Below are 22,309 nucleotides of genomic sequence, written 5' to 3' on the forward strand. Positions count from 1 at the left end.
AGGCAACCGCGCGCTTATTCCCCCCGGCGGAAAAAGCGGAACACCGTCGCGGGGGGAAAATTCCGGACGGTCTGGCCGACGCGGACGACATCCAGGTTCAGCATGTCGAGAATGTCTCGATTGACCGGCGGGCGCATGGAATAGGTGAACTGGATGAAGGCCCCGCCCGGACGCAACATGCGGAAAGCCTCCGTCAATATGTCCACATGCATGGCGCGATCCATGGCGAGCAGGGGCAGGCCGCTGATAACCGCCTGATATTGACCCGGCTCTCCCGCCGCGACGGTCGAAACGACCTGCGCGGGCGTTTCCAGTATCTCGACATTGGGAAAGTGCCGCCGCAGGCTTCTGGCAAAGGCCGGGTTGATTTCCACCACCTCCAGCCTTTCCGCCGGAAGGCCGGTTCCCAATATGGCGCGCGTGAACACGCCCGTGCCGCCGCCCAGTTCCAGAACGCGGCCATCGCCGGGGTCGATATGCGACACCATGAGGCGCGCCAGATAGCGGCTGCTGGGCACGACGGACGCCGTCTGGCGCGGCTTTTTCAACCAAGCGGCGAGGAAGTCCAGATATTCTGATGCACGGGTGCGCAATTCGCTTTGGGGCATGGCGATAGCCCGGCTGCGCTTCGATTTATGCTGCATGGGCGAAATACGACCGCTCCGTTTCGGTTGCGAGTTCTCTTAGCCGCGAGATCCGGCCGCGTCGATTGTGTTTCGGCACAAAACCAGCCGAATAACCGTTCCATGAGGCAAAGCGACCGGCCCATGATCCACCCGTTTCCCGCACATCATGGGCCGAACGGAAATCAACGCCCCTTCCACACGCCCGGACGCTTCTCGACGAAGGCAGCCATGCCTTCCTTCTTGTCTTCCGTCGCGGTCAGAATCTGGAACAGGCGACGTTCGGTCAGCAATCCCTGCGCCAGACCGGTTTCAAAGGCGATGTTGACCATTTCCTTGTTCACCATGGCCGCCATGGGAGGCATGGAGGCTATCGTCGCGGCGGTTTTCAGGGCGTCGTCGATCAAATCCGCCGCCGGAACGATCCGCGCGACAAGCCCCGCGCGCTCCGCCTCCTGCGCATCCATCATCCGTCCGGTCAGGCACATTTCCATCGCCTTGGCCTTACCGACGGCGCGGGTCAGCCGCTGCGATCCTCCCATGCCCGGCGCAACGCCCAGCTTGATTTCGGGTTGGCCGAATTTGGCCGTGTCCGCCGCGATGATGAAATCGGCCATCATGGCCAGCTCGCATCCCCCGCCTAGGGCGAAACCGGCCACGGCGGCGATCCATGGCTTGCGCGTTGCAACGACTTTCGACTGCCAGCCTGAAAAGAAGTCTTCCAGGAAAAAGTCCGACGCGGGCTTATCCGCCATTTCCTTGATATCGGCGCCGGCCGCAAAAGCCTTTTCGCTGCCGGTGACGACGGCGCAATGCCGGGACGGATCGGCGTCAAAAGCAGCGAAGGCAGCGCTCAGTTCAACCAGCACCTGGCTATTAAGCGCGTTGAGCGCCTGCGGACGGTTGAGGGTGATGAGCGTCACCGCATCGCGCTGTTCCACCAGAATCGTTTCATAGGTCATGGCTGTCTTCCTTCTTCCGTCCGCTCCGCTCATGTCAGAGGTTTCATCGGCACAAATGCATGAAATCCCGGTCGTAGCTGCGCATATGCGCGCCTGCGTCGATATAGAGGGTCTGGCCCGTCACGGCGGTCGCCTGCGCCAGATACAGAACTGCTTCGGCAATCTGTTCCGGCTGCGGCAATCGATCCAGAGGCATCAGGTTCTTCAACCGTTCCGTCTGCGCTTCGTCATAGTCGGGCGTCGGAATGGTAAGGCCGGGCGCCACTGCGTTCACCCTGATCCGAGGTGCCAGGCTGCCGGCGCTCAATCGGGTCAGACCGGCCAGCGCCAGCTTGGACAGCGTATAGGCCAGTTGATCCTCATGCGGATGATCGATCCGCTGGTCGAGTATATTGACGATGCACCGATCGACCGCGCCTGCCGGCACCATCGCAAACGCCTTGGTCAGCAAGGTGGGCGCCACGCAATTGACGGCATAATGCCGCATCATATCGTCGGCCGTGACGTCGCCCAGCCGATCCTGGCCGAACAGGGCGGCGCTGTTCACCAGCACGTCGGGCGGCCGGCCGAAGCGTTCCGCCACCTTCGCGATCAACTCTTCCGCACCCTCCGGATCGGAGAAATCGACGACAAAGCCCTCCCATTCTGTGCCGTTTTCCTCCAGCGCCAGAGCCAGGTGCGACTCGAGCCGCGTGTCGTGGCTGCCATGGATCGCGAGGGAAAAACCGGCCCTGGCAAAGGCGACGGCGATATGGGCGCCCAGCCGCCGATGCCCGCCCGTGACCAGCGCAAGCCTCTTCCCGGCGAGAGGCGCCGGCCCCCCTTCGCCCTCAGGCCGCGCGCGTCCCAGCGGACGATAGGATGTATCGCGTTCCTTCACGATTCGATGAGCTTCAGCACTTCCTCACGGCTTTTTTCATCCTCGCGGAAAATGCCGAGCATACGGCTGGTTTTCATGATGACGTTGGGCGTGCGCACGCCACGGCCGGTCATGCAGCCATGGGTTGCCTCGATCACCACGGCGACGCCCTGGGGCTTCAAATTTTCCCAGATGCAGTTGGCGACCTGAGACGTCAGCCGTTCCTGCACTTGCAGGCGGTGGGCAAAGGCATGAAGGACACGCGCGAGCTTCGATATGCCCACCACATAGTCGCCGGGCAGATAGGCGATATGCGCCCGGCCGATGATGGGCGCCATATGATGTTCGCAATGCGACTGGAAGGGGATGTCCTTGAGCAGCACGACATCGTCATAGCCGCCCACCTCATGAAAGATGCGGGAGAGATGATAGGCCGGATCGTCGCCATAACCACGGCAATATTCCCGCCAGGCCCGGGCGACGCGCTCGGGCGTTTCGAGCAATCCTTCCCGCGCCGGATCGTCGCCCGACCATCTGATCAACGCACGGATCGCATCGGACACCTCGGCCGGCACCGGCTCCTTCGAAGATTCTCCTACGGTTTCCGCATCGGGATCATAAATCATGATAAAGACGGCTCCTTGTTTCGGCCTGCATATGGCGTCTCCTCCGCGAGATGACCAGCCCTTTCCGGCTGCTGGACACAGAGCCGCTCCGATGGCACATCGCGCCCAAAGGAGCTTGATCGAGCAAATGCCATTCCCGGCGGCCTTCCATGCGCACTGAACGTATCGCCGCCATATTGCTGGCGGCGGGCACATCCTCCCGCTTCGGCGAAGGCGACAAGCTGATGGCCGATTTGCGCGGCAAACCGGTCGTTCAGCACACGATGGAAACGGTCGCCTCCATGGCCTTCGCGGAATTGATCGCGGTGGCCCGCCCCATCGGGCAGGCGCCCGTCATCCATCGCAAACTGGAACGGCGCGGCTATAGCATTCTCATCAACGAACGACCCGAAGAGGGTGTTTCCGGCAGCATCGTGCGGGCCGTCGAACATGTCATGCCGATCAGGCATGTTCGCGGCATATTGATATGCCTGGCCGACATGCCCGATGTGCCGCAGACCCATTATAACCGCCTTTGCCTGGCGGCGGCGGACATCCGCTCCGTCGTCGCCAGCACCGACGGCTTTTCCTCATCCCCGCCCGCCTTCATCGGCCGCAAGCATTTTGGGGAATTGCTGACGCTGCGCGGCGATCAGGGCGCGCGCGCTCTGCTGAGCCGCGGCATCCAGATCGAAACCCACAGCGCCCTGCTGCGCGACATCGATACGCCGGAAGACTTGATGAACGGACAATCCGCCCTGGACGGAGGATGATCAGCTCGACCGGGTGGGGTCCGTCATCGGATCGCCCATTTCGCGCGGATCGGGTGCGCGGCTCAGCGGCAGCGATCCGGTCTGCCGCTCCAGCATCCGATGCACGACAGGCGGATTGGGACCGCGATGGAGCGCGCCTATCGCTTCGCTATTGGCCTGATCGGCGAAGGTGCGGCGTTGATTATGCCGGACATAATCGAGCCAAGTGGACACATGATAGCGTTCGATCCACAATTCCGGATCGCCCAGATCACGCATCAACGACCAACCATGGGCGCCGTCGCGCCGCCTGATCCGGCGGCGTTCGCTCATGGCCCTCAAGAACGGCACGATCGAGCCGGGCGGAATGCGATATTCGATCGTCACCACCACCGGCCCGCTGCGCGCCTCCACCGGCACCGCCGTTTCAGGTTCGCGCCAGAGATTCTGGAGGTCCAGATTGTCTTCGCCGATCTGCGGCAGCGGACGGACCAGCCCGATCAGCATGACCGCGAATTGCGCCGCGGCGGCGGCATGGAGCGCGAGGACGACTCCATGCTCCTCAGCGACGGTTCCGAATATCGATGCGCCGATCGCCATGCCGCCGAACGCGACCATTTGATAAAGGGCGACGGCGCGCGCCACCACCCAGCGCGGCGCGGACATCTGGACCGACACATTGAAGGTGGCGAGCGCGATCACCCAGCCTGCCCCCGCCATCAGATAACCCAGAATGGCAAGCAGCGGCCAGTCGCTCAACCCCATGACGGCTGTGCCGGCGGCAAGCCCGAATGTTCCGATCTGCACGATCCGTTCGACGGAATAGCGCGCCCGCAGCCAGCTCGTGCTCAATGCGCCGCCTACCGCGCCAATACCGAAGCCGCCGCTGAGCAGACCGAAGGTGAGCGCGCCGCCGCCCAGCACATCGCGGGCGACAAGCGGCATGAGGGCGGACACGGCGCTGGCGCCAAAGCCGAAAGCCAGCGCGCGCACGAGCACGAGCTTTATGTTGGGCGACATCGCCACATAGCGCACGCCGGCCCGCATCGCGACGCCCAGATGCTCACGCGGGAGAAGCTGCGGCGCTCTTTCCGGTTTCCAGCGGGCCAGGACGAAGATCAGCGGAATATAGCTGACGGCGTTGGTCAGAAAGGCGGCGGCCGCACCGGCTGCGGCGACGATAACGCCACCGAGCGCGGGGCCCATGCTGCGCGCCAGGTTGAATCCCATGCTGTTGAGGCCCACCGCGCTGGGCAAGGCCGAACGCGGCACCATGTCGCCGACAGACGCCTGCCATGCCGGGCCGTTCACCGCCGTGGCGCAGCCGATGAAAAAGGTCAGGCCCAGCAAGGTCCACGGCGTCAGCCAGGCTTGCCATGCGGCGAGCGCGAGGATCGTCGAGACGAACAGCATGAAGCTCTGGCAGGCCAGCATCACCTTGCGCCGTTCCAGATTGTCCGCGACCGCCCCGGCCCAAAGCGACAGCAGCATGATGGGAAGCGTCGTCGCCGCGGGAACGAGCGCCACCATCAGCGACGATCCGGAGAGCGACGTCATCATCCACGCCGCCCCGACCGACTGGATCAGGCCGCCGAAGTTCGACGAAAGGCTGGCCAGCCAGATGGCGCGGAAGATGGGAATGGAAAGGGGCGACGGCGCGGCGGGGGAATCGGCTTCGGACACCGGGACGGTGAAGCGGAAAATGGCTGGGGCGTCAAACCGGCGAATCGCCAAGCCGGCGGATCCATAGAGTGAAGTAGAGAAAGGATCGCGTTTTTCTGTTATCCTATTGCCCCTACGGCAGGCTGGAATGCGCGGCTTTCGGGCAGCTTCCGCTTGCACTTTACGTAAACGTAAATACATCTTGTGGACGCAACCGCATCGCGCCGACGCCATCGGAGAGGACTGGATTCATGGAAGCCTATATTTACGACGCCGTCAGGACGCCTCGTGGAAGGGGCAAGGCCGACGGGTCGCTGCACGAGATCACCCCCATCCAGCTTGCGACGCAGATGCTGGAAGCGGTGCGCGATCGCAGCGGGATCGACACCGCCGATGTCGATGACGTGATCCTGGGCTGCGTATCGCCGGTGGGCGAACAGGGCGCGGACATCGCCCGCGTCGCCGTGCTGAACGCCGATTATGCCCAGACGGTGCCGGGCGTGCAGATCAACCGGTTCTGCGCTTCGGGGCTGGAAGCGGTGAACATGGCGGCGGGCAAGGTCGTGTCGGGCGAAGCGGGTTTCGTGGTCGCGGGCGGCGTCGAGGCGATGAGCCGCGTGCCGATGGCGTCGGACGGCGGCGCATGGGCGATGGACCCGGCGGTCGCCTACAAGACCTATTTCGCGCCGCAAGGCATCGGCGCGGACGTGATCGCGACGAAGTTCGGCTTTTCGCGGGACGATGTGGACGCCTATGCCGTCGAGAGCCAGAAGCGCGCCAAAACGGCATGGGACGAGGGACGCTTTGCAAGGTCCATCGTGCCGGTGAAGGACATTATCGGCCGCGTCGTGCTGGACCATGACGAGCATATGCGGCCCGACGCCACCATGCAGTCGCTTGCCGCGCTCAAGCCCAGCTTCGCGCTATTGGGCGAGGAAATGCCGGGCTTCGACGCGGTGGCGCTGCTGCGCTATCCCGAGTTGGAGAAGGTCAACCATGTGCACCATGCGGGCAACAGTTCCGGCATCGTGGACGGCGCGGCGGCCGTGCTGGTCGGCAGCAAGGCGATGGGCGAGAAATATGGGCTGAAACCGCGCGCGCGCATCCGGGCGGCGGCCTCCATCGGGTCCGAACCGCTCATCATGCTGACCGGGCCGGAGTTCGTCGCGGACAAGCTGCTCACGCGCGCGGGGATGAGCAAGGCCGACATCGACCTGTGGGAACTCAACGAAGCCTTTGCCGCCGTGGTGCTGCGCTACATGCAGGCGATGGACCTCGACCATGGCCTGATCAACGTCAATGGCGGCGCGATCGCCATGGGGCATCCGCTGGGCGCGACCGGCGCGATGGTGCTGGGCACCGCGCTGGATGAACTGGAGCGGACGGGCAAGGGCACCGCGCTCGTCAACCTGTGCGTGGGCGCGGGCATGGGCACCGGCACGATCATCGAGCGTATTTGAGGCATTCAAAACACCCCGTTCGGGCTGTTGAAGCCCGGTTCGCAAGCGCCCTTCGACAGGATCAGGGCGAACGGAGAATGGGGAAGGAGACAGGATATGAGCACCATCGCATTCGACATTGACGGCGACGGCATCGCCACGCTGACCATCGACGTGCCCGGTCAGTCGATGAACGTCATCGGCCCGGACTTCATCGCCGATCTGGACGCGGCGATCACGCGCATCGCTTCGGAAGACGGGATCAGGGGCGCGGTGATCGCGTCGGGCAAGGACAGCGGCTTCATGGCGGGCATGGACCTGAAATATTTCGGGTCCATGCTGGCGAGCGCGGAAGGCGAGCGCCCCTCCCCCGCCGATATATTCGACAAGGTGTTCGTGCTGAACCAGCTTTTCCGCCGTCTGGAAACCTGCGGCAAGCCGGTCGCCTGCGCCATTGAGGGCACCTGCGTCGGCGGCGGGCTGGAACTGGCGATGGCCTGTCATCGGCGCGTGGTGGGGGATAGCCCCAAAACGCAGTTGGGATTGCCCGAAATACTGATCGGCCTGTTTCCCGGCGGTGGCGGGTCGCAGCGCATGACGCGCCTGATGGGGGTACAGGCGGCGCTGATGTATATGTTGCAAGGCAAGCTGTTCCGGCCCGCCGAAGCGGCGATGCTGAAAGTCGTCGATGAAGTGGTGCCGCAGGGCACGGCGCTGGACACGGCAAAGGCATGGGTGAAGGCGAATCCGACCGCATCGGTGCAGCCATGGGATGTGAAGGGTTTCAAATTCCCCGGCGGCGCGGGCGGCTTCAACCCCGCTTTCGTGCAGACCATGGCGGCTGCTGTGCCGATGACCGTCAAGCAGACGCAGCGCAACATGAACGCGCCCATCGCCTTGCTGTCGGCGGTCTATGAAGGCGCGATACTGCCCATCGATCAGGCGATCCGGATCGAGAGCAAATATTTCGCCAGGGTCGCCGCCGACCCGCAGGCGAGCAACATGATCCGCAGCCTGTTCGTTAACAAGCAGGCCGCCGAACGCGGCGCGCGCCGCCCCAAGGACCAGCCCAAGGCGCCGACGAGGAAGCTCGCCATGCTGGGCGCGGGCATGATGGGCGCGGGCATCGCCACGGTCGCCGCTCAGGCGGGGATGGAGGTCATGCTGTTCGACCGGGATCAGGCCTATGCGGAAAAAGGCAAGGCGCATGTCGAGGAGCAGTTAAGCAAGCGGCTCGGCAAGGGCATGACGCCGGAAAAGATGGCGGAGACGCTGGCCCGCGTGACGCCGACGACCGACTATGCGGCGCTGGCCGGGGCGGATTTCGTGATCGAGGCGGTGTTCGAGGATGTCGCCATCAAGGCGGAAGTCACGAAGAAAGTCGAGGAAGTGCTGGGCGCGGACACGATCTTCGGCTCCAACACGTCGACGCTGCCGATCACCAAGCTGGCGAAGGCGTGGAGCAAGCCGGCGAATTTCATCGGCATCCACTTTTTCTCGCCGGTCGAGAAGATGCCGCTGGTGGAGATCATCCTGGGGCGCGAAACCGGCCCCGCCGCCATCGCCAAGGCGCTGGATTTCGTGGCGCAGATCAAGAAGACGCCCATCGTCGTCAATGACTCGCGCGGCTTCTATACCTCGCGCTGCTTCGGCACCTATGTGCAGGAGGGTGTGGAGATGGTGGCCGAAGGGGTCAATCCGGCGCTGATCGAAAATGGCGGGCGGCAATTGGGGATGCCCGTGGGGCCGCTGGCCGTGGGCGACGAAGTGTCCATCGAGCTGGGCAACAAGATCGTGCTCGCGGCGAAGAAGGAACTGGGCGACGCCTATGTTCCGCAGCGGTCCGATGAACTGATGGCGCAGATGGTGGAATTGGGCCGTCTGGGGCGCAAGAGCGCGAAGGGATGGTATGACTATCCCGAAGGCGGGAAGAAGCATCTGTGGCCCGGGCTGGCCGATCTGTTCCCGCTGGCCGCCGATCAGCCCGATGTGGAGGCCGTGAAGGAGCGGCTGCTCTATCGGCAACTGATCGAATGTGCCCGCTGTTTCGAGGAGGGCGTGCTGGAGACGCCGGAGGATGGCGATATCGGCGCGATCTTCGGCTGGGGCTTTGCGCCCTGGACCGGCGGGCCGTTCAGCCACATGGATACGGTCGGCATCGCGCATGTGGTGGCGGTGCTGGACCGGCTGGCGGCGGCGCATGGCGAACGGTTCGCGCCGACGAAGCAATTGCGGGAGATGGCGGCGAGCGGTGCGGCCTTCTATCGCCCCGCTCCGTCCCGCGCCGCGGCATAAACAGGCTGACAATCCCCCTCCCCCTCGGCTAGGTCTTCCCGGAACATCCGGGGAGACCTTCTTTTTATGAGCGAAAAGCCGACGATCTTGGTGACGGGCGGAGCCGGTTATATCGGCAGCCATGCGGTGCTGGCGCTCAAGGACGCGGGCTATGGCGTGGTGGTGATCGACAACCTCGTCACCGGCTTCGATTGGGCGGTGCCCGATGGCGTGCCGCTGGTGCGGGGCGATATCGCCGACCAGCCGCTGGTGGAGGCGGCTCTGCGGGAGCATGGCGTCAGGGCGATCATGCATTTCGCCGGTTCAGTCGTGGTGCCGGAGTCGGTCGAGAACCCTCTGAAATATTATCATAACAACAGCGCCAAGACCCGCGACCTGATCGAAAGCGCGGTGCGGGTGGGCGTGCCGCATTTCATCTTCTCCTCGACGGCGGCGACCTATGGCATCCCGGAGGAAAGCCCGGTCAAGGAGACGACGCCGCAGCGGCCGATCAACCCTTATGGCATGTCGAAGCTGATGACCGAATATATGCTGCGGGACGTCAGCGCGGCGCATGACATGAACTTCTGCGCGCTGCGTTACTTCAACGTGGCGGGGGCCGATCCGCAGGGGCGCAGCGGACAATCGACGGCGGGCGCGACGCATCTTATCAAGGTGGCGGTGGAGGCGGCCCTGGGGAAGCGCGATGGCGTCAGCGTGTTCGGGACGGATTTCGATACGCCGGACGGGACGGGCGTGCGCGACTATATCCATGTGACCGATCTGGCCGCCGCGCATGTGCTGGCGCTGGAGGCGCTGATGGCGAAGCCGGAGCGGAATTACCTGCTGAACTGCGGCTATGGGCGGGGCTTTTCCGTGCTGGAGGTGCTGGACGCCGTGGACCGCGTGACGAACATGAAGGTGGAGCGGCGGATGGAAGGACGGCGGGCAGGCGATCCCGACTCGCTGATTTCCGATAACCGGGCGATTATGAATGAATTTCCGTGGGAGCCGCGCCATGCCGATCTGGAGCAGATCGTGACGCACGCTCTGGCGTGGGAACGCAAGCTCAGTGAGATTCGCGGGGCATGAGCGAGGCGAGCGTCCGGGCCTTTTTCGCGACCCATGCGCCCGATGTGCCGATCATCGACCAGGGCGTGAGCACGGCGACGGTGGTGGAAGCCGCCGCCGCGCTGGGCGTGGAACCGGCGCGGATCGCCAAGACGCTGTCGCTGCGGGTGGGCGACCAGGTCGCGCTGGTGGTGGCGCGGGGCGATGCGCGGCTGAGCAACGGCAAGGCGAAGGCGGCGCTGGGCGGCAAGCCCCGGATGCTGGGCGCGGAAGAGGTCGAAGCGATCACCGGGCATCCGGTGGGGGGCGTGTGCCCCTTTGGGCTGGCCTCTCCCCTGCCCGTCTATTGCGATGTGAGTTTGCAGGCGTTCGCAACGGTGTTTCCGGCGGCGGGATCGCGCACCGCTTCGGTGGAACTGACGCCGGCGCGGCTGGCGGAACTGACGGGCGCGCGGTGGATCGACGCCTGCACCCTGCCGGAGGAAGTGGCGTGAGCAGGCCTATCGAGCATGTCTTTGCCGATGGCGCGGCGGCGGCGGAGAATCTGGCGCGGCGGATCGGCGCGGTGCTGGGCGAAGCGATCGCGGCGCGGGGCGTGGCGGGCATCGCGCTGTCGGGCGGGCAATCCCCCCGGCCGGTGCTGGAGGCGCTGTCGGGGCTGCCGCTCGACTGGGGCAAGGTGGTCGTGACGCTGGTGGACGAACGCTGGGTCGCGCCGGACCATGCGGACAGCAATGAGAGGTTGATCCGCGAGACGCTGCTGACCGGCGCGGCGGCCAAGGCGCGGTTCGTGGCGATGAAGAATGACGCGGGGGATGCCTATGCCGGGGCGGCGGCATGCGAGGCGGTTTTCGCGGCGCTGCCCTGGCCATTGGACATCGTGCTGCTGGGCATGGGGGAGGATGGACATACCGCCTCCCTGTTCCCGCAAGCGAGGGAACTGGCGGAGGGCCTTTCCACGCAAGCGCGCGTGCTGGCGATGACGCCGCCTGCCGCCCCCCACCAGCGCATGACGCTGAGCGCCGGCGCGATTGTGGATAGCCGTCATATCTTCCTCCAGATCGGCGGGGCGGCGAAGAAAGCCGTCTATGACCGCGCTTTGGCGGGAGGGTCTGTCGAGGAACTGCCGATCCGGCTGGCGCTTTGTCAGGACAAGGTGCCGGTGGAGGTGTGGATCAGCGATTGAGCGGTTGGGGGGCCGATCGTCGAAAATGTCGGGGGGTGGGTGGCGGATCGGCCGCTTTGCGATGGTTTCCAAGGAAAAATCGACGTAAGCATGTGGCTCAGTCGAACCAACTATCCGGATGCCATATGCTGTTCCTCTCGCTGTTTCTTGCTACCGCAGCAATCATCCCGCCGGTGCAAGTCGCTCCCGCTGATCCAACCGCTATGTTCAAAGGCGACGGAATTGCGCTGAAGTTCGATCCTACCTGTCGCGATTACAACATCGACACTGTACAAACCAATCCAGAGTGCGCCGCACGGGTGGCCAAGGGGGAAGCAGCGCCGTCTCTCGCTATCGCAGCGTCAACCTTTCAGTCCTTGCCTGCGAAGGGCAACGAAGCAATCAAGCTGCTGGAACACTCTGCAACAGTGACAGATAGCCCGGCTATCCACTATCTCCTCGGATCGGTGCTAGGGTCAGCAGAGCGGTATCAGCCGAATTATGCGTTGGCCATCCGGCATCTCAGTATCGCAGCCCAGCGGGGCAACCCGGCAGCCGCAGATTTTCTGGCTACTCTATTGATTGCAGGCAAGGGAGCGCCACGCGATGTTCCCCGTGCGATCAATCTCTACGCGACTGCTGCCGCAAATGGATTTCCCGGTGCGGCGGTCACATTGGGTAAGCTCTACCTTGCTGGTAAGTTCGTACCCAAAGATGAGGCGAAGGGAACTGCGTGGCTCGACGCAGCGGCTGCCGTCAATACTCCGGGCGCGGCGCAGTTGGCAACCCTAGCAAAAAATCAGGGTAGAATCTCGAACTTCCAGCTCGTGCCTTCGCCTGACCCGACAAAGGTCAAGGCAGTTCGATACGGCACATTCAATAATCCCGATATTCCGCCCAATTTTGGTTTCGATGTGAACTTCCAATCCATTCACGATGCGCCGTACGACGATGCGGCAATATTAGCGCGACTGGAGAAAGAAGCGGCCTTGATGCCTACTCCCTATCTTTACGAACTCGCGCGTCGCCTAGCAGCAAAGGACCCTGACAGAAGTCTCCAGACCTACCTCGTTGCGCGAACGCGATTGACCTACGATGCGAGCCGGTGCGCCGATCCTGCTGCCCTTGAGGGCCTTCGCGCGTGGGACATGATCGTTGCACCCGATATCCGTTTCTTGTTTGTAACCAGGCGCCCCTCAAACTCCGTAGTGAATGGTGCCCTTGCGGAAGAAGCGAAACTTCCGGCCAATACTGAGCCTTGGTGGATTTGCAGGTCGGGCATGCCTGCGATGACGGCAGCCATGAACAGTGCACCAGGCCCACTCAAGCTTAAGCCCACCAGCGAGTGGCCTGAGTTAAGGACCGCGGCGCAGATGCGCTTACGGGAGCTCGTAGGGTCGCAGTGATATACTGCGCTTCACGGGGACAGACCATTCACTGTGGATAGGTGCCCGCTACCCGGAGCATAACTTATTGCCCGTCAATGCCGCCGCCTCCCGCGCCAGTGCCTCGATCCTTGCGGGGTCGATGGGGCCTTTGGGCACGACCCAGCTTCCGCCGACGCATTGGACGAAGGGTTCGGCCAGCCATCTGGGCGCGCTTTCCGCCGTGATGCCGCCGGTGGGGCAGAAGCGGGATTCTTGGAGGGGGGCAGCGAGCGCCTTAAGCGCGGGCAAGCCGCCGGAGGTTTCCGCCGGGAAGAATTTGAAGTGGGTGAGGCCCATGTCCATGCCGCGCATGATGTCGCCTGCCGTCGCCGTGCCGGGGAGGAAGGGGATGTTCGCGGCGATGGCTGCCCGGCCCAGCGGATCGGTGAGGCCGGGGCTGACGATGAAGCGCGCGCCTGCTTCCATCGCGGCGTCGAGCTGACGTGGGTTGAGGACGGTGCCCGCGCCGACGACGGCGCCTTCGACCTTGGCCATTTCGCGGATGACGTCCAACGCGGCGGGGGTCCGCAACGTGACTTCCAGCGCGGGGAGACCGCCCTTCACCAGCGCCTGCGCGATGGGGAGCGCGTCCTCCACACGTTCGACCACCAGCACGGGGATCACCGGGGCCAGCGCCATCACCTGTTCAACGCTGAGCGACATTCACTTCTTCTCCCGAAAGGCGGCGGCGGCGCCGAAAAGCCCGATCTCGTCATGCAGGGCGAGGCGGATGGGCACGGATTTCATGAGGCTTTCGAAGCGGCCCTTGGCGGTGAAACGGCTGTGGAAACCGCTTGGCGGCAACAGGTCGCGCATCCGCTGTGTGAGGCCGCCCGCCAGCACGACCGCATGAGGGCCGTGCGCCAGCGCCAGATCGCCCGCCACCGCGCCATAGCAGAGGCAGAAACGGTCGAAGGCGGCGCGGGCGAACGGGTCGCTGTCCTCCAACGCCGCCTGCCACAGTTCGGCGTCCTCCATCAGCAAGATGCGTTCATGGCCGATGGTGGCCATCGCCTTGTAGATATTGTTGAGGCCGGGGCCTGAGACGATGCGCTCGACGGATACGCGGAGGAACTTGTCGCGGAGGTAGGCGAGGATTTTCTCCTCCATCGTGTCGAGCGGGGCGAAATCCAGATGGCCGCCTTCTGTCGCGATGACATGGGGGACGCCGTCGTCATAGGCGATCATCGCGACGCCAAGACCCGTGCCGGGGCCGATCACGGTGACGCCGCCATCGGCGGGGAAAGGCCGGTCCTCACCGAAAAGCAGCGGCAGGTTTTCAGGCGGCAGGCGCGTGACGGCATGGGCGACCGCCTCGAAATCGTTGACGAGGCGCATCTGGTCGAGGCCCAGTTCCTCGTCCAGCGTGTCGGGGCGGATCACCCAGTTGCTGTTGGTGAGCTTGATGACGTCACGGCCGATGGCGGTGGCGAAGGCGATGGAGGCGGCTTTGGGCAGGTCGCCCCCCTCCTCCGCCGCGAAGGCCGCCCAGCAGGCTTGCAGGCTGGAAAAGTCGGCGACCTTGTATTTCCGGATTTCGCCAAGCGTCGGCACGCCCTGTGCGTCCAGTTTCGCACGGGCGAAGCGGGCGTTGGTGCCGCCGATGTCGGCTGCGATGATGTCCGTCATGATCCAAGCTCACTTTCCATCGCCGCGAGGATGGGCGACGCGCCTGCTTCGGCCAGATCGCTGTGCTGGCGGAAGAGGGCGAACAATTCGCGGCCTGTGTCATAGGGTGGCGGCGGGGCTTGGGGCATGGTGCGGGCGTCCCATTGCACGGCGTCGACCAGCGCCTCGATAGAGCCGGTCCGGGCGCAGACGCGGACCATATCGCCGTCGCGCAGTCGGGCGATGGGGCCGTCGCCCAGCGCTTCGGGCGAAAGGTGGATGGCGGCGGGCACCTTGCCGCTCGCGCCGGACATGCGGCCGTCCGTCACCAATGCGACCTTGAAGCCGCGATCCTGCAACACGCCGAGCGCGGGGGTGAGCTTGTGCAGTTCGGGCATCCCGTTGGCGCGCGGCCCCTGGAAGCGGACCACGACCACCACGTCGCGCTCCAGTTCCCCGGCCTTGAAGGCGCGCAGTACATCGTCCTGATCGTGGAAGATCGCCGCGGGCGCTTCGATGGTCCAGCGCGACGGATCGACCGCGCTCACCTTCATGACGCAGCGGCCGAGATTGCCGGACAGCAGCTTCATGCCGCCGTCCGGGCTGAAGGGGCTGGAGACGGGACGCAGCATCGCTTCGTCGCGGGAGGCGGGAATGTCGCGCCACAGGAGCGCCTCATCCTCCAGCACGGGTTCCTTGCCATAGTCGGTGAGGTCCTGCCGGGCGACGGTCAATATATCGCGGTGGAGCAGGCCGTTGTCGAGCAGTTCGCGGATGACATAGGCCATGCCGCCCGCCGCCTCGAACGCGTTCACATCGCCCGAGCCATTGGGATAGATACGCGCCAGCAGCGGCACCACGTCCGACAGTTCGGCGAAATCGGTCCAGTCGACGCTGATCCCCGCCGCCCGCGCTATGGCGGGCACATGGATGGCGTGATTGGTGGAGCCGCCGGTCGCCATCAGGCCTATGATCGCGTTCACGATAGCCTTTTCGTCGATGCAATGGCCGAGCGGGCGATAATCCTCGCCGTCCCAGCCGATGCCGGCGAGGCGGTGGACGGCGGCGCGGGTAATTTCGGTCCGCAGCTTCGTGCCGGGGTTGATGAAGGCCGCGCCGGGCATGTGGAGGCCCATCACCTCCATCATCATCTGGTTGCTGTTCGCCGTGCCGTAGAAGGTGCAGGTGCCTGCGCCGTGATAGCTGGCGCTTTCGGCTTCCAGCAGTTCCTCCTTGCCGACCTTTCCTTCGGCATAGAGCTGGCGGATGCGGACCTTTTCCTTGTTGGCGAGGCCCGAGGGCATGGGGCCGGAGGGAACCAGGATCGTCGGCAAATGGCCGAAGCGCAGCGCGCCGATGAGGAGGCCGGGCACGATCTTGTCGCAAATGCCGAGCAGCAGCGCGCCTTCGAACATGGCGTGGCTGAGCGCCACCGCCGTCCCCAGCGCGATGGTGTCGCGGGAGAAGAGCGACAGGTCCATGCCCGCCTGCCCCTGCGTCACGCCGTCGCACATGGCGGGGACGCCGCCCGCGACCTGCGCCGTGGCGCCGACCTCGCGCGCGGCGATCTTGATCGCTTCGGGATAGCGGCCATAGGGCTGATGCGCCGAGAGCATGTCGTTATAGGCGGTGACGATCCCCATGTTCATCGCCCGGCCGGTGCGGATGACGGGCTTGTCGTCGCCGCTCGCCGCGAAGGCGTGGGCGAGGTTGCCGCAGCTAAGCTGCGCGCGGTTGGTGCCCGCGTCGCGGCCCCGCTCGATCAGGTCGAGATATTGGCGGCGGCGCGGGGCGCTGCGCCTGATGATGCGGTCGGTGACTTTGGCGATCACCGGGTTGAGGTCAGTCATGCCAGCTTGCTCCATCGCGTTCGATAAGGGCAATGGCTGAGGACGGCCCCCAGTTCCCCGATGCATAGGGCGAAACCTTCATTCCGGCGGCTTTCCAGCCGTCGATGATGGAATCGATCCAGGTCCATTGCGCCTCCACCTCGTCGCGGCGGACGAACAGCGTCTGGTCGCCCGCCAGCAGATCGAGGAGCAGCCGCTCATAGGCGATGCGGCGGCGCTGCCCGGCGAAGGCGGCGGTCAGCGACACGTCCAGCGACACTTCATCCAGATGCACCTGCCGTTCGAGGCCGGGGCGTTTGCTCATGATGAGCAGGCGGATATATTCCTCCGGCTGAAGGCGGATGATGAGCGTGTTGGGTTCCAGCCCCGAACCATGGCCGTCGCGGCCGAAGATGGAATGACGCACCGGCTTGAACTGGATCAGGATTTCCGACTGGCGGGCGGGCATCCGCTTGCCGGTGCGGAGGTAAAAAGGCACGCCCTGCCAGCGCCAGTTATCGATATGGGCCTTCAGTGCCACGAAGGTTTCGGTGTCGGAGGGCTTTCCCAATTCGTCGGCATAGCCGGTGACGATCTGCCCGCCGACCGCGCCGGGCGTATATTGGCCGCGCACGCTGTGGGTCTTGACCGTTTCGGCGGTCATGGGACGCAAGGAGCGCAGCGCCTTCACCTTCTCGTCACGCACGGAGGTGGGGTCCATGCGCGCGGGCGGCTCCATGGCGATGATCGACAGGATCTGGAGCACATGGTTCTGCACCATGTCGCGCAACGCGCCCACGCCGTCATAATAGGAGACGCGGCCTTCCAGCCCGACCGTCTCGCCCACGGTGATCTGCACATGGTCGATGGCGCTGGCGTTCCACAGCGGCTCGAACATCACATTGCCGAAGCGCAGCGCAAGCAGGTTCTGGACCGTTTCCTTGCCGAGATAATGGTCGACGCGGAAAATCTGATCTTCGGCGAACAAGGCGCCGATGCCGTCATTGACCTGTTTCGAGGATGCCAGATCCTTGCCGATCGGCTTTTCCATGGCGATGCGGGTTTTAGGCGTGATGATCCCCGCTTGCGCCAGCCCCTGCGCAGTGGGCGCGAAGAGCGAGGGCGGAGTCGAAAGATAGACGGCAAGACCGCGATCCAGCCGTCCTTCCACGCGCCTGGCGAGAGCCGCGAATTGATCCGCATTGCCCGCCTCGACCGGCTGATAGCAGATGATGGCGCAGAGGCGGTCGGCCACGGCCGCGTCGTGGCGGTCCGCCGGCAGGAATTTGGGCAGGCTGGCCCTTATATCCGCGCGGAAGGCTTCGTCCGACAGGTCGGAGCGGCCCGATGCAACGACGAGGAAATCGTCCGGCAGCAACCCGTCCGCCAGCAGATTATAAAGCGAGGGAAAGATCATCCGGTGCGCCAGATCGCCGGTGGCGCCGAACAACAGGAACGTGGCAGACGGTTCGGTCAAAGGATCACCCTTTTCCGTTGGAGTGTTATGTCTGCACGAAGCGGCCTTTATAACGAGCCGTTTTCGAGACGCAAGCCAAGCTATCGGGCCATGTCCGCTCCCGCAATATGAGGAACGGCAATTATCCCTTCAAATCCCGCCGGATGATTTTTGGCTGGACGCCTGCCGCGCTTTTTGTCATCTGGCGCTCCCCAACCATGCGCGGGCGTGGTGAAATTGGTAGACGCGCCGGACTCAAAATCCGGTTCCGCAAGGAGTGTCGGTTCGAGTCCGACCGCCCGCACCATTGTTGGCCGCAAGCGCGGGCCGCCTGGCCGTCATGCCCCGATCAGCGCCGCGCATTACGGCCATCTTTCAAGACAAGACGCAGTTTGCAAACGGCCATCGCGGGATGGCCGTTTAGGGCGTGACGACTATGCGATCGGCCGCGCCGCGGCCCGTCCGGCCACCATCATGCGACAGGAGGCGGCGTTTCCGTGCGTGGGAAGCGGGTCAGGAAAGCCTGGGCAATCCGGAAGAGCTTCGGTTCGCTGTCGGGCGGCCCGACAAGCTGGAGCCCGATGGGCAGTCCTTCGACGAAGCCGCACGGAACGGACATGGCCGGCAAGCCCAGCCAGTTGAACATGAATGTGTCCGACGTATAGACCGGACTGAACTTCAGCACGTCGCGCCAGGATCGATCCCATTCTTCCACCGTTGGCGCGGTGAACTGGATGGTCGGACTCATCAGCACGTCGAAGCGAGTCAGCAGGGCATCGAATTTGGCCCGGTTCCGCGCACGCACTTCCGACGAACGGATCAGGTCCTCCGTAGAAGGGCGCTGCGTTCCGGGCCGCACGGAATAGGCGGCTGTCGTGACAAGATAATGCGGCCAGAAGCTTTCCCATTGCTCGTCGACGGGCGTGAAGGCCGCACCAAGCGCGCTCACACCCTGCGCCGCATTTCGGACGGCATCGATGATCCCGTCCGTTTGGGTCGATCCCAAGGAGCGGGTAAAGCCATAGTCGTCGGTCCAGGCCATCTTCATTCCGCGCGCGCCATCGTTCAGCGCCGCCAGATAGTCGGGCGCGGGCGGATGTATGGTCGACAGCATATCGCGCCCGTCCGGGCCAGCGATGGCCTGCATGACGATGGCGGCATCCCGGACGTCACGCGCGATGGGACCCAGGCTCGTCGTCAGCGGCAGGTCGGGATGGTCCAGATTGAGGTTGGGCACGCGCCCGATCGTCGTATGAACGCCGATGGTGCCGGTCAAAGCGGCGGGAAGGCGCGTCGATCCGCCGCCATCCGATCCGATCGCCACAGGCACCATGCCGGCCGCCACGGCCGCTGCGCTGCCTGCGCTGGACGAACCCGGCACGCGTTTGGGGTCCCAGGGATTGCGCGGATGCCGCGCAAGATCGGGCATTCCCGCGCCGATCCCCATGCCCGGCATGATCGTCACGCCCATGATGATGGCCCCGGCGGCGCGCAGACGTTCCGCCACCACCGAATCGCGGGCAGCCGGTTGGAGCGCGGCGGCCTTGTTATTCGACGGGGAGCCGTCGAAGACCGGCAGGCCCTTGACCGCGACATGATCCTTGATGGCGATGGGAACGCCGGCGAGAGGCCCCACGGGCTTCCCCTGCGCGACCGCTTCGTCGATCGCGCGTGCCTGGCTGCGCGCGCCTTCCGGATCGAAGGCGCGAAAGGCGTGCAGCACCGGATCGATCTTCCCGATCCGCGCGATGAAATGTTCGGTCACCGCACTGGCGGTGATCTTGCCGCTCGCGACCATGTCCCGGATGCGCCATGCCGGCATCCATGTCAGATCGTCCTTGCCCGTCTTGTCCGCCGCCATTGCCGTTTCCATTCCGATGCCTAAGATTGGGGTGATGCCCGCCGCCGCCAGCCCGCCCAGCATTGTGCGGCGGTCTGCGGAAAAATGGCCTGATGCCCTGTCCGTGCCCTTGTTCGTTTCGCTCATCTGATCCTCATCCCATGCTGTCGCCCGCCACGGGTCGCGCGGCGGGCGATCGTCCATTTTTCCTAGCTGCCGAATTTGTACCGCAATTCGATGCCCCAGGTTCGCGGTTCGCTGTAAATGCCGGTGATGACGCCCAGATTGTTGATCAGGTTGCCGACCCCCAGAAGATGGACATTCTTGGTGACGTTGCGCGCGAACAGGCCCGCGTCGATTCCGGTTCCGCCGGCATTGTTCCAGTCGAGCCGCAGGTTCAGATTGCTCCACGCCTTCTGCTTGCCGACCTGTTCCGGATCTTGCAGCGCCTGATCGTCCAGCCACACGCGGCTCTGGCGATAAAGGTCGCCCGATATCGACACATTGCCCACATTGTCGGATTCGACCGCGAGGAAGCGAATACCCAGCGTCCCCTGATGCTTGGGCGTGCCGACATAGGGCGCCTCGACATTGGGAATGACATTGCCCAATATGTCCGTCGTCGTGCCGGGGTAGCGGGTATATTTCGCGTCGGTGAAGCTGTAGTTCAGCGTGAAGGTCAACCGCCGGCCGACCTGGATCACATTTTCCAGCTCCAGCCCCTTGATCGACGCCCTGGCGATATTCGCCACCTGCGTCACCGTGCCGAAAGGCGGGTTCGGGTTGATCAGGATCTGGTTGCGCTGGATGTCGCTATACCATTGTTTGTAGAGCGCGATATTGGTGCGCCCGCTCACGACGCCGCTTTCCCAGTCATATTTGGCGCCCAGTTCGACGTCCTTCAGAATTTCCGGCCGGAAGCTGGTCAGCGCGCCTGGGATCGGTTCAGCCGGAGGGGGGTTGACGCCGCCCGGCTTGTAACCCTTGCGCGTGGCCGCATAGAGCAGCAGGTTCGACGCCGCCCGATAGTCGACGCTGAAATTATAGCTGCTGACCTTTTCCTTCAAGCCGACGCCCGGCACGACCACGCCGGGAACGACCCCGGTCGGCGTAACGACAGCCGGCGCGTTGAAGGATCTGCGCGTCGATTTCGACTTGCGATAGCCGGCGGTGACGGACAGTCCGCCGATCAACGAATCCAGCTTCACGGTCGCCTGACCGAAGAGGCCCCGGTCTATGTCCTTCTGATTGAGGACCAACTGCCCCTGATAGGCGAGCGCATCGAGCGGAATGGAGAAGGCGTTGTTGAACGCCGGGAAGATCGGCGGGAAAGAAAGCGGATTCTTGTCCACCTCCACAAAATATCCCACCAGCCAGTCGACCGTCGGCGACCCGCCGCCCAATTGCACCTCTTCCGTGAAATGGTCGAAGAACTTGGTGGTCCCCGATCGATTGGTGATGGTGGGCACGCCGCCGATCAGTTCCTGACCGTTGATCGGCTGGCCATGGGGCAGTGGCGACCCGCCGATCTCCCGCGTGCTGGCGGCCTTGATCGTCCGCCCGGTCGCGAAGATGTTCTTGATCATCAGATCGCCCAGCACCGGCACTTCGCCGGGCCTGATCGTCGTGGTGTTCTGCAACACCTGTGACGAACCGCGCAGGAAATCCTGATAGGCGGTCGGCGTCTGGCGAATGCTGCCTCCCCCCTTGATGCGCGCTTCTTCCGCGTTCAGGGCGGCGTGGAGCGCATCCAGGCGCGCGGCCCGGATAGCGGCCGTGCCGGCGCAGTTGGCCGCAATCGCCACGGCCGGGTTGGCGCAAAAGCCTGCTATGACAAGGTTCGACGGCGCGGCGAATTGCGCGATCGACGTGTCGTTGAATTCCAGCAGGACGGAGCCGGACGCGTTCTCATTGATATGTTCGCCATAGAAGAGCGTGTAGTTTTCAAAGCTCTCGGACGGTCGGAACAACAGACCGACGCGATAGGATTCCCGCCGGCGGTCATCCAGTTTCTGCCCGGTCGTGGAGCTGATGGTGAAACCATCGCGGCGGACGATATTGCCCGCCACGCGCAGCATCAGCACATCGCCCACCAACGGCACGTTGAGTGCGCCCGTCACCTCCCGCATGTCGTAATTGCCGGCCTTGACCTCCACAAAGCCGCCGAAGTCGGCCGTGGGCCTGGCGGGTTCGATCAGGACGGCGCCGCCTGTCGTGCTGCGGCCGAACAGGGTGCCCTGCGGACCTTTGAGAACCTGGACGGAGGCAAGATCGTAGAATTGGATATTGTTGCCCAGCAAAGAACCGAAGGCAGGCACGTCGGAGAAATAGCTGACCACGCCCGGCCCGGACCCATAGGTCGATCCCTGGCCGCGAATGAAGAAATCGGCGCCGCTTCGTTCCGCACTGGCGGTGCGGACGGTCAGCCCCGGCGTGTGCAGCGGCACGTCATAGAATGTATCGATATTCTTTTCCCGCAGGGCTTCCCCGCCGAAAGCGGTGATCGCGACAGGGACGTTCTGGAGCGATTCCTCCCGCTTGCGGGCCGTGACGACGATATCGCCCAGCCCGCTGCCCGGGTCCGCCTGGGGAGGTTGGGAAGCCTGCGATTCCTGCGCGGCCGCCGGAAACGCCAGCGCAATGCCGGATGCCGACAGAAGTGCCGTGACAATGGCTTTATGACCACTCATTTTCTTACCCTCTCCTGTTACCCGCTTAATGATTGGCCGGCGCCGCG

The 22,309-nt window shown here is 64.3% G+C and carries 18 protein-coding genes and 1 tRNA gene; 8 read left to right on the plus strand and 11 right to left on the minus strand.

Annotated elements, in window-relative coordinates; all coding sequences use genetic code 11:
* Positions 1 to 14 precede the first annotated feature (14 nt).
* From IQ35_RS05895 to folE, 4 genes are all read right to left on the minus strand, one after another.
* Entirely contained in the window at positions 15 to 644 is a 630-nt protein-coding gene (locus IQ35_RS05895) for a class I SAM-dependent methyltransferase (protein ID WP_021247082.1), read from the minus strand.
* Between the two features lie 164 nt (positions 645 to 808).
* Positions 809 to 1,585 carry an enoyl-CoA hydratase-related protein gene (locus IQ35_RS05900; RefSeq protein ID WP_021247083.1) on the minus strand — a complete coding sequence of 259 codons (777 nt, stop codon included), beginning with the start codon at positions 1,583 to 1,585 and terminating at the stop codon, positions 809 to 811.
* A gap of 43 nt (positions 1,586 to 1,628) precedes the next feature.
* Positions 1,629 to 2,465 (minus strand): SDR family oxidoreductase, encoded by an 837-nt coding sequence (locus tag IQ35_RS05905; protein WP_021247084.1) that lies wholly within the window; start codon positions 2,463 to 2,465, stop codon positions 1,629 to 1,631.
* Positions 2,462 to 3,070, minus strand: coding sequence for a GTP cyclohydrolase I FolE (folE, locus tag IQ35_RS05910; RefSeq protein ID WP_021247085.1), 609 nt, complete (start codon positions 3,068 to 3,070; stop codon positions 2,462 to 2,464). Before folE ends, IQ35_RS05905 begins: the two co-directional genes overlap by 4 nt.
* A gap of 149 nt (positions 3,071 to 3,219) precedes the next feature.
* On the opposite strand from folE, the gene IQ35_RS05915 reads away from it, so the two are divergent.
* Positions 3,220 to 3,822 carry a nucleotidyltransferase family protein gene (locus tag IQ35_RS05915; RefSeq protein ID WP_145072260.1) on the plus strand — a complete coding sequence of 201 codons (603 nt, stop codon included), beginning with the start codon at positions 3,220 to 3,222 and terminating at the stop codon, positions 3,820 to 3,822.
* On the opposite strand, the gene IQ35_RS05920 is transcribed toward IQ35_RS05915, so the two are convergent.
* Positions 3,823 to 5,484, minus strand: a complete 1,662-nt coding sequence (locus IQ35_RS05920; RefSeq protein ID WP_145072303.1) for an MFS transporter — start codon at positions 5,482 to 5,484, stop codon at positions 3,823 to 3,825.
* Between the two features lie 230 nt (positions 5,485 to 5,714).
* Here IQ35_RS05920 and IQ35_RS05925 point away from each other — a divergent pair, with 230 nt between their 5' ends.
* The 6 genes from IQ35_RS05925 (at position 5,715) to IQ35_RS05950 (ending at position 12,818) form a co-directional block, all read left to right on the plus strand.
* On the plus strand, positions 5,715 to 6,923 hold the full coding sequence (locus IQ35_RS05925; RefSeq protein ID WP_021247088.1) for an acetyl-CoA C-acetyltransferase: 1,209 nt from the start codon (positions 5,715 to 5,717) through the stop codon (positions 6,921 to 6,923).
* Between the two features lie 96 nt (positions 6,924 to 7,019).
* Entirely contained in the window at positions 7,020 to 9,197 is a 2,178-nt protein-coding gene (locus tag IQ35_RS05930; RefSeq protein ID WP_145072261.1) for a 3-hydroxyacyl-CoA dehydrogenase NAD-binding domain-containing protein, read from the plus strand.
* A gap of 66 nt (positions 9,198 to 9,263) precedes the next feature.
* Positions 9,264 to 10,268: a UDP-glucose 4-epimerase GalE gene (gene galE / locus IQ35_RS05935; protein WP_145072262.1), complete on the plus strand. Its 1,005-nt coding sequence runs from the start codon at positions 9,264 to 9,266 to the stop codon at positions 10,266 to 10,268.
* A complete protein-coding gene (locus IQ35_RS05940; RefSeq protein WP_145072263.1) occupies positions 10,265 to 10,741 on the plus strand; it encodes a YbaK/EbsC family protein in 477 nt (158 codons plus the stop codon). The genes galE and IQ35_RS05940 overlap by 4 nt, the downstream gene beginning before the upstream one ends.
* Entirely contained in the window at positions 10,738 to 11,433 is a 696-nt protein-coding gene (pgl, locus tag IQ35_RS05945; protein ID WP_145072264.1) for a 6-phosphogluconolactonase, read from the plus strand. The genes IQ35_RS05940 and pgl overlap by 4 nt, the downstream gene beginning before the upstream one ends.
* A 125-nt stretch (positions 11,434 to 11,558) precedes the next feature.
* A complete protein-coding gene (locus tag IQ35_RS05950) occupies positions 11,559 to 12,818 on the plus strand; it encodes a tetratricopeptide repeat protein (protein ID WP_145072265.1) in 1,260 nt (419 codons plus the stop codon).
* A 48-nt stretch (positions 12,819 to 12,866) separates the two neighbouring features.
* Here IQ35_RS05950 and eda read toward each other — a convergent pair whose 3' ends face one another.
* The 4 genes from eda to zwf are packed head-to-tail and all read right to left on the minus strand — an operon-like array spanning position 12,867 to position 17,753.
* Positions 12,867 to 13,502: a bifunctional 4-hydroxy-2-oxoglutarate aldolase/2-dehydro-3-deoxy-phosphogluconate aldolase gene (eda, locus tag IQ35_RS05955; RefSeq protein WP_145072266.1), complete on the minus strand. Its 636-nt coding sequence runs from the start codon at positions 13,500 to 13,502 to the stop codon at positions 12,867 to 12,869.
* Complete coding sequence (gene glk / locus IQ35_RS05960; protein WP_021247095.1) at positions 13,503 to 14,468, minus strand: glucokinase; 966 nt, start codon at positions 14,466 to 14,468, stop codon at positions 13,503 to 13,505. It lies immediately after the preceding gene.
* Positions 14,465 to 16,297, minus strand: coding sequence for a phosphogluconate dehydratase (gene edd / locus IQ35_RS05965; RefSeq protein WP_145072267.1), 1,833 nt, complete (start codon positions 16,295 to 16,297; stop codon positions 14,465 to 14,467). The genes glk and edd overlap by 4 nt, the downstream gene beginning before the upstream one ends.
* Entirely contained in the window at positions 16,290 to 17,753 is a 1,464-nt protein-coding gene (zwf, locus tag IQ35_RS05970; RefSeq protein WP_021247097.1) for a glucose-6-phosphate dehydrogenase, read from the minus strand. The genes edd and zwf overlap by 8 nt, the downstream gene beginning before the upstream one ends.
* 201 nt (positions 17,754 to 17,954) lie before the next feature.
* Between zwf and IQ35_RS05975 the strand changes: the two genes are divergently transcribed.
* Positions 17,955 to 18,039: transfer RNA gene (locus IQ35_RS05975), tRNA-Leu, on the plus strand.
* Positions 18,040 to 18,204: 165 nt separating this feature from the next.
* On the opposite strand, the gene IQ35_RS05980 is transcribed toward IQ35_RS05975, so the two are convergent.
* Together IQ35_RS05980 and IQ35_RS05985 are read right to left on the minus strand one after the other, a co-directional pair.
* The gene (locus IQ35_RS05980; protein WP_059140272.1) at positions 18,205 to 19,776 is read right to left on the minus strand and encodes an amidase; all 1,572 of its coding nucleotides are present in this window, start codon (positions 19,774 to 19,776) and stop codon (positions 18,205 to 18,207) included.
* A 5-nt stretch (positions 19,777 to 19,781) separates the two neighbouring features.
* Positions 19,782 to 22,262 (minus strand): TonB-dependent receptor, encoded by a 2,481-nt coding sequence (locus tag IQ35_RS05985; RefSeq protein ID WP_021247099.1) that lies wholly within the window; start codon positions 22,260 to 22,262, stop codon positions 19,782 to 19,784.
* Between the last annotated feature and the right edge of the window lie 47 nt (positions 22,263 to 22,309).

It is taken from the genome of Sphingobium wenxiniae, assembly GCF_007830065.1.
Taxonomy (GTDB): Bacteria; Pseudomonadota; Alphaproteobacteria; order Sphingomonadales; family Sphingomonadaceae; genus Sphingobium; species Sphingobium wenxiniae.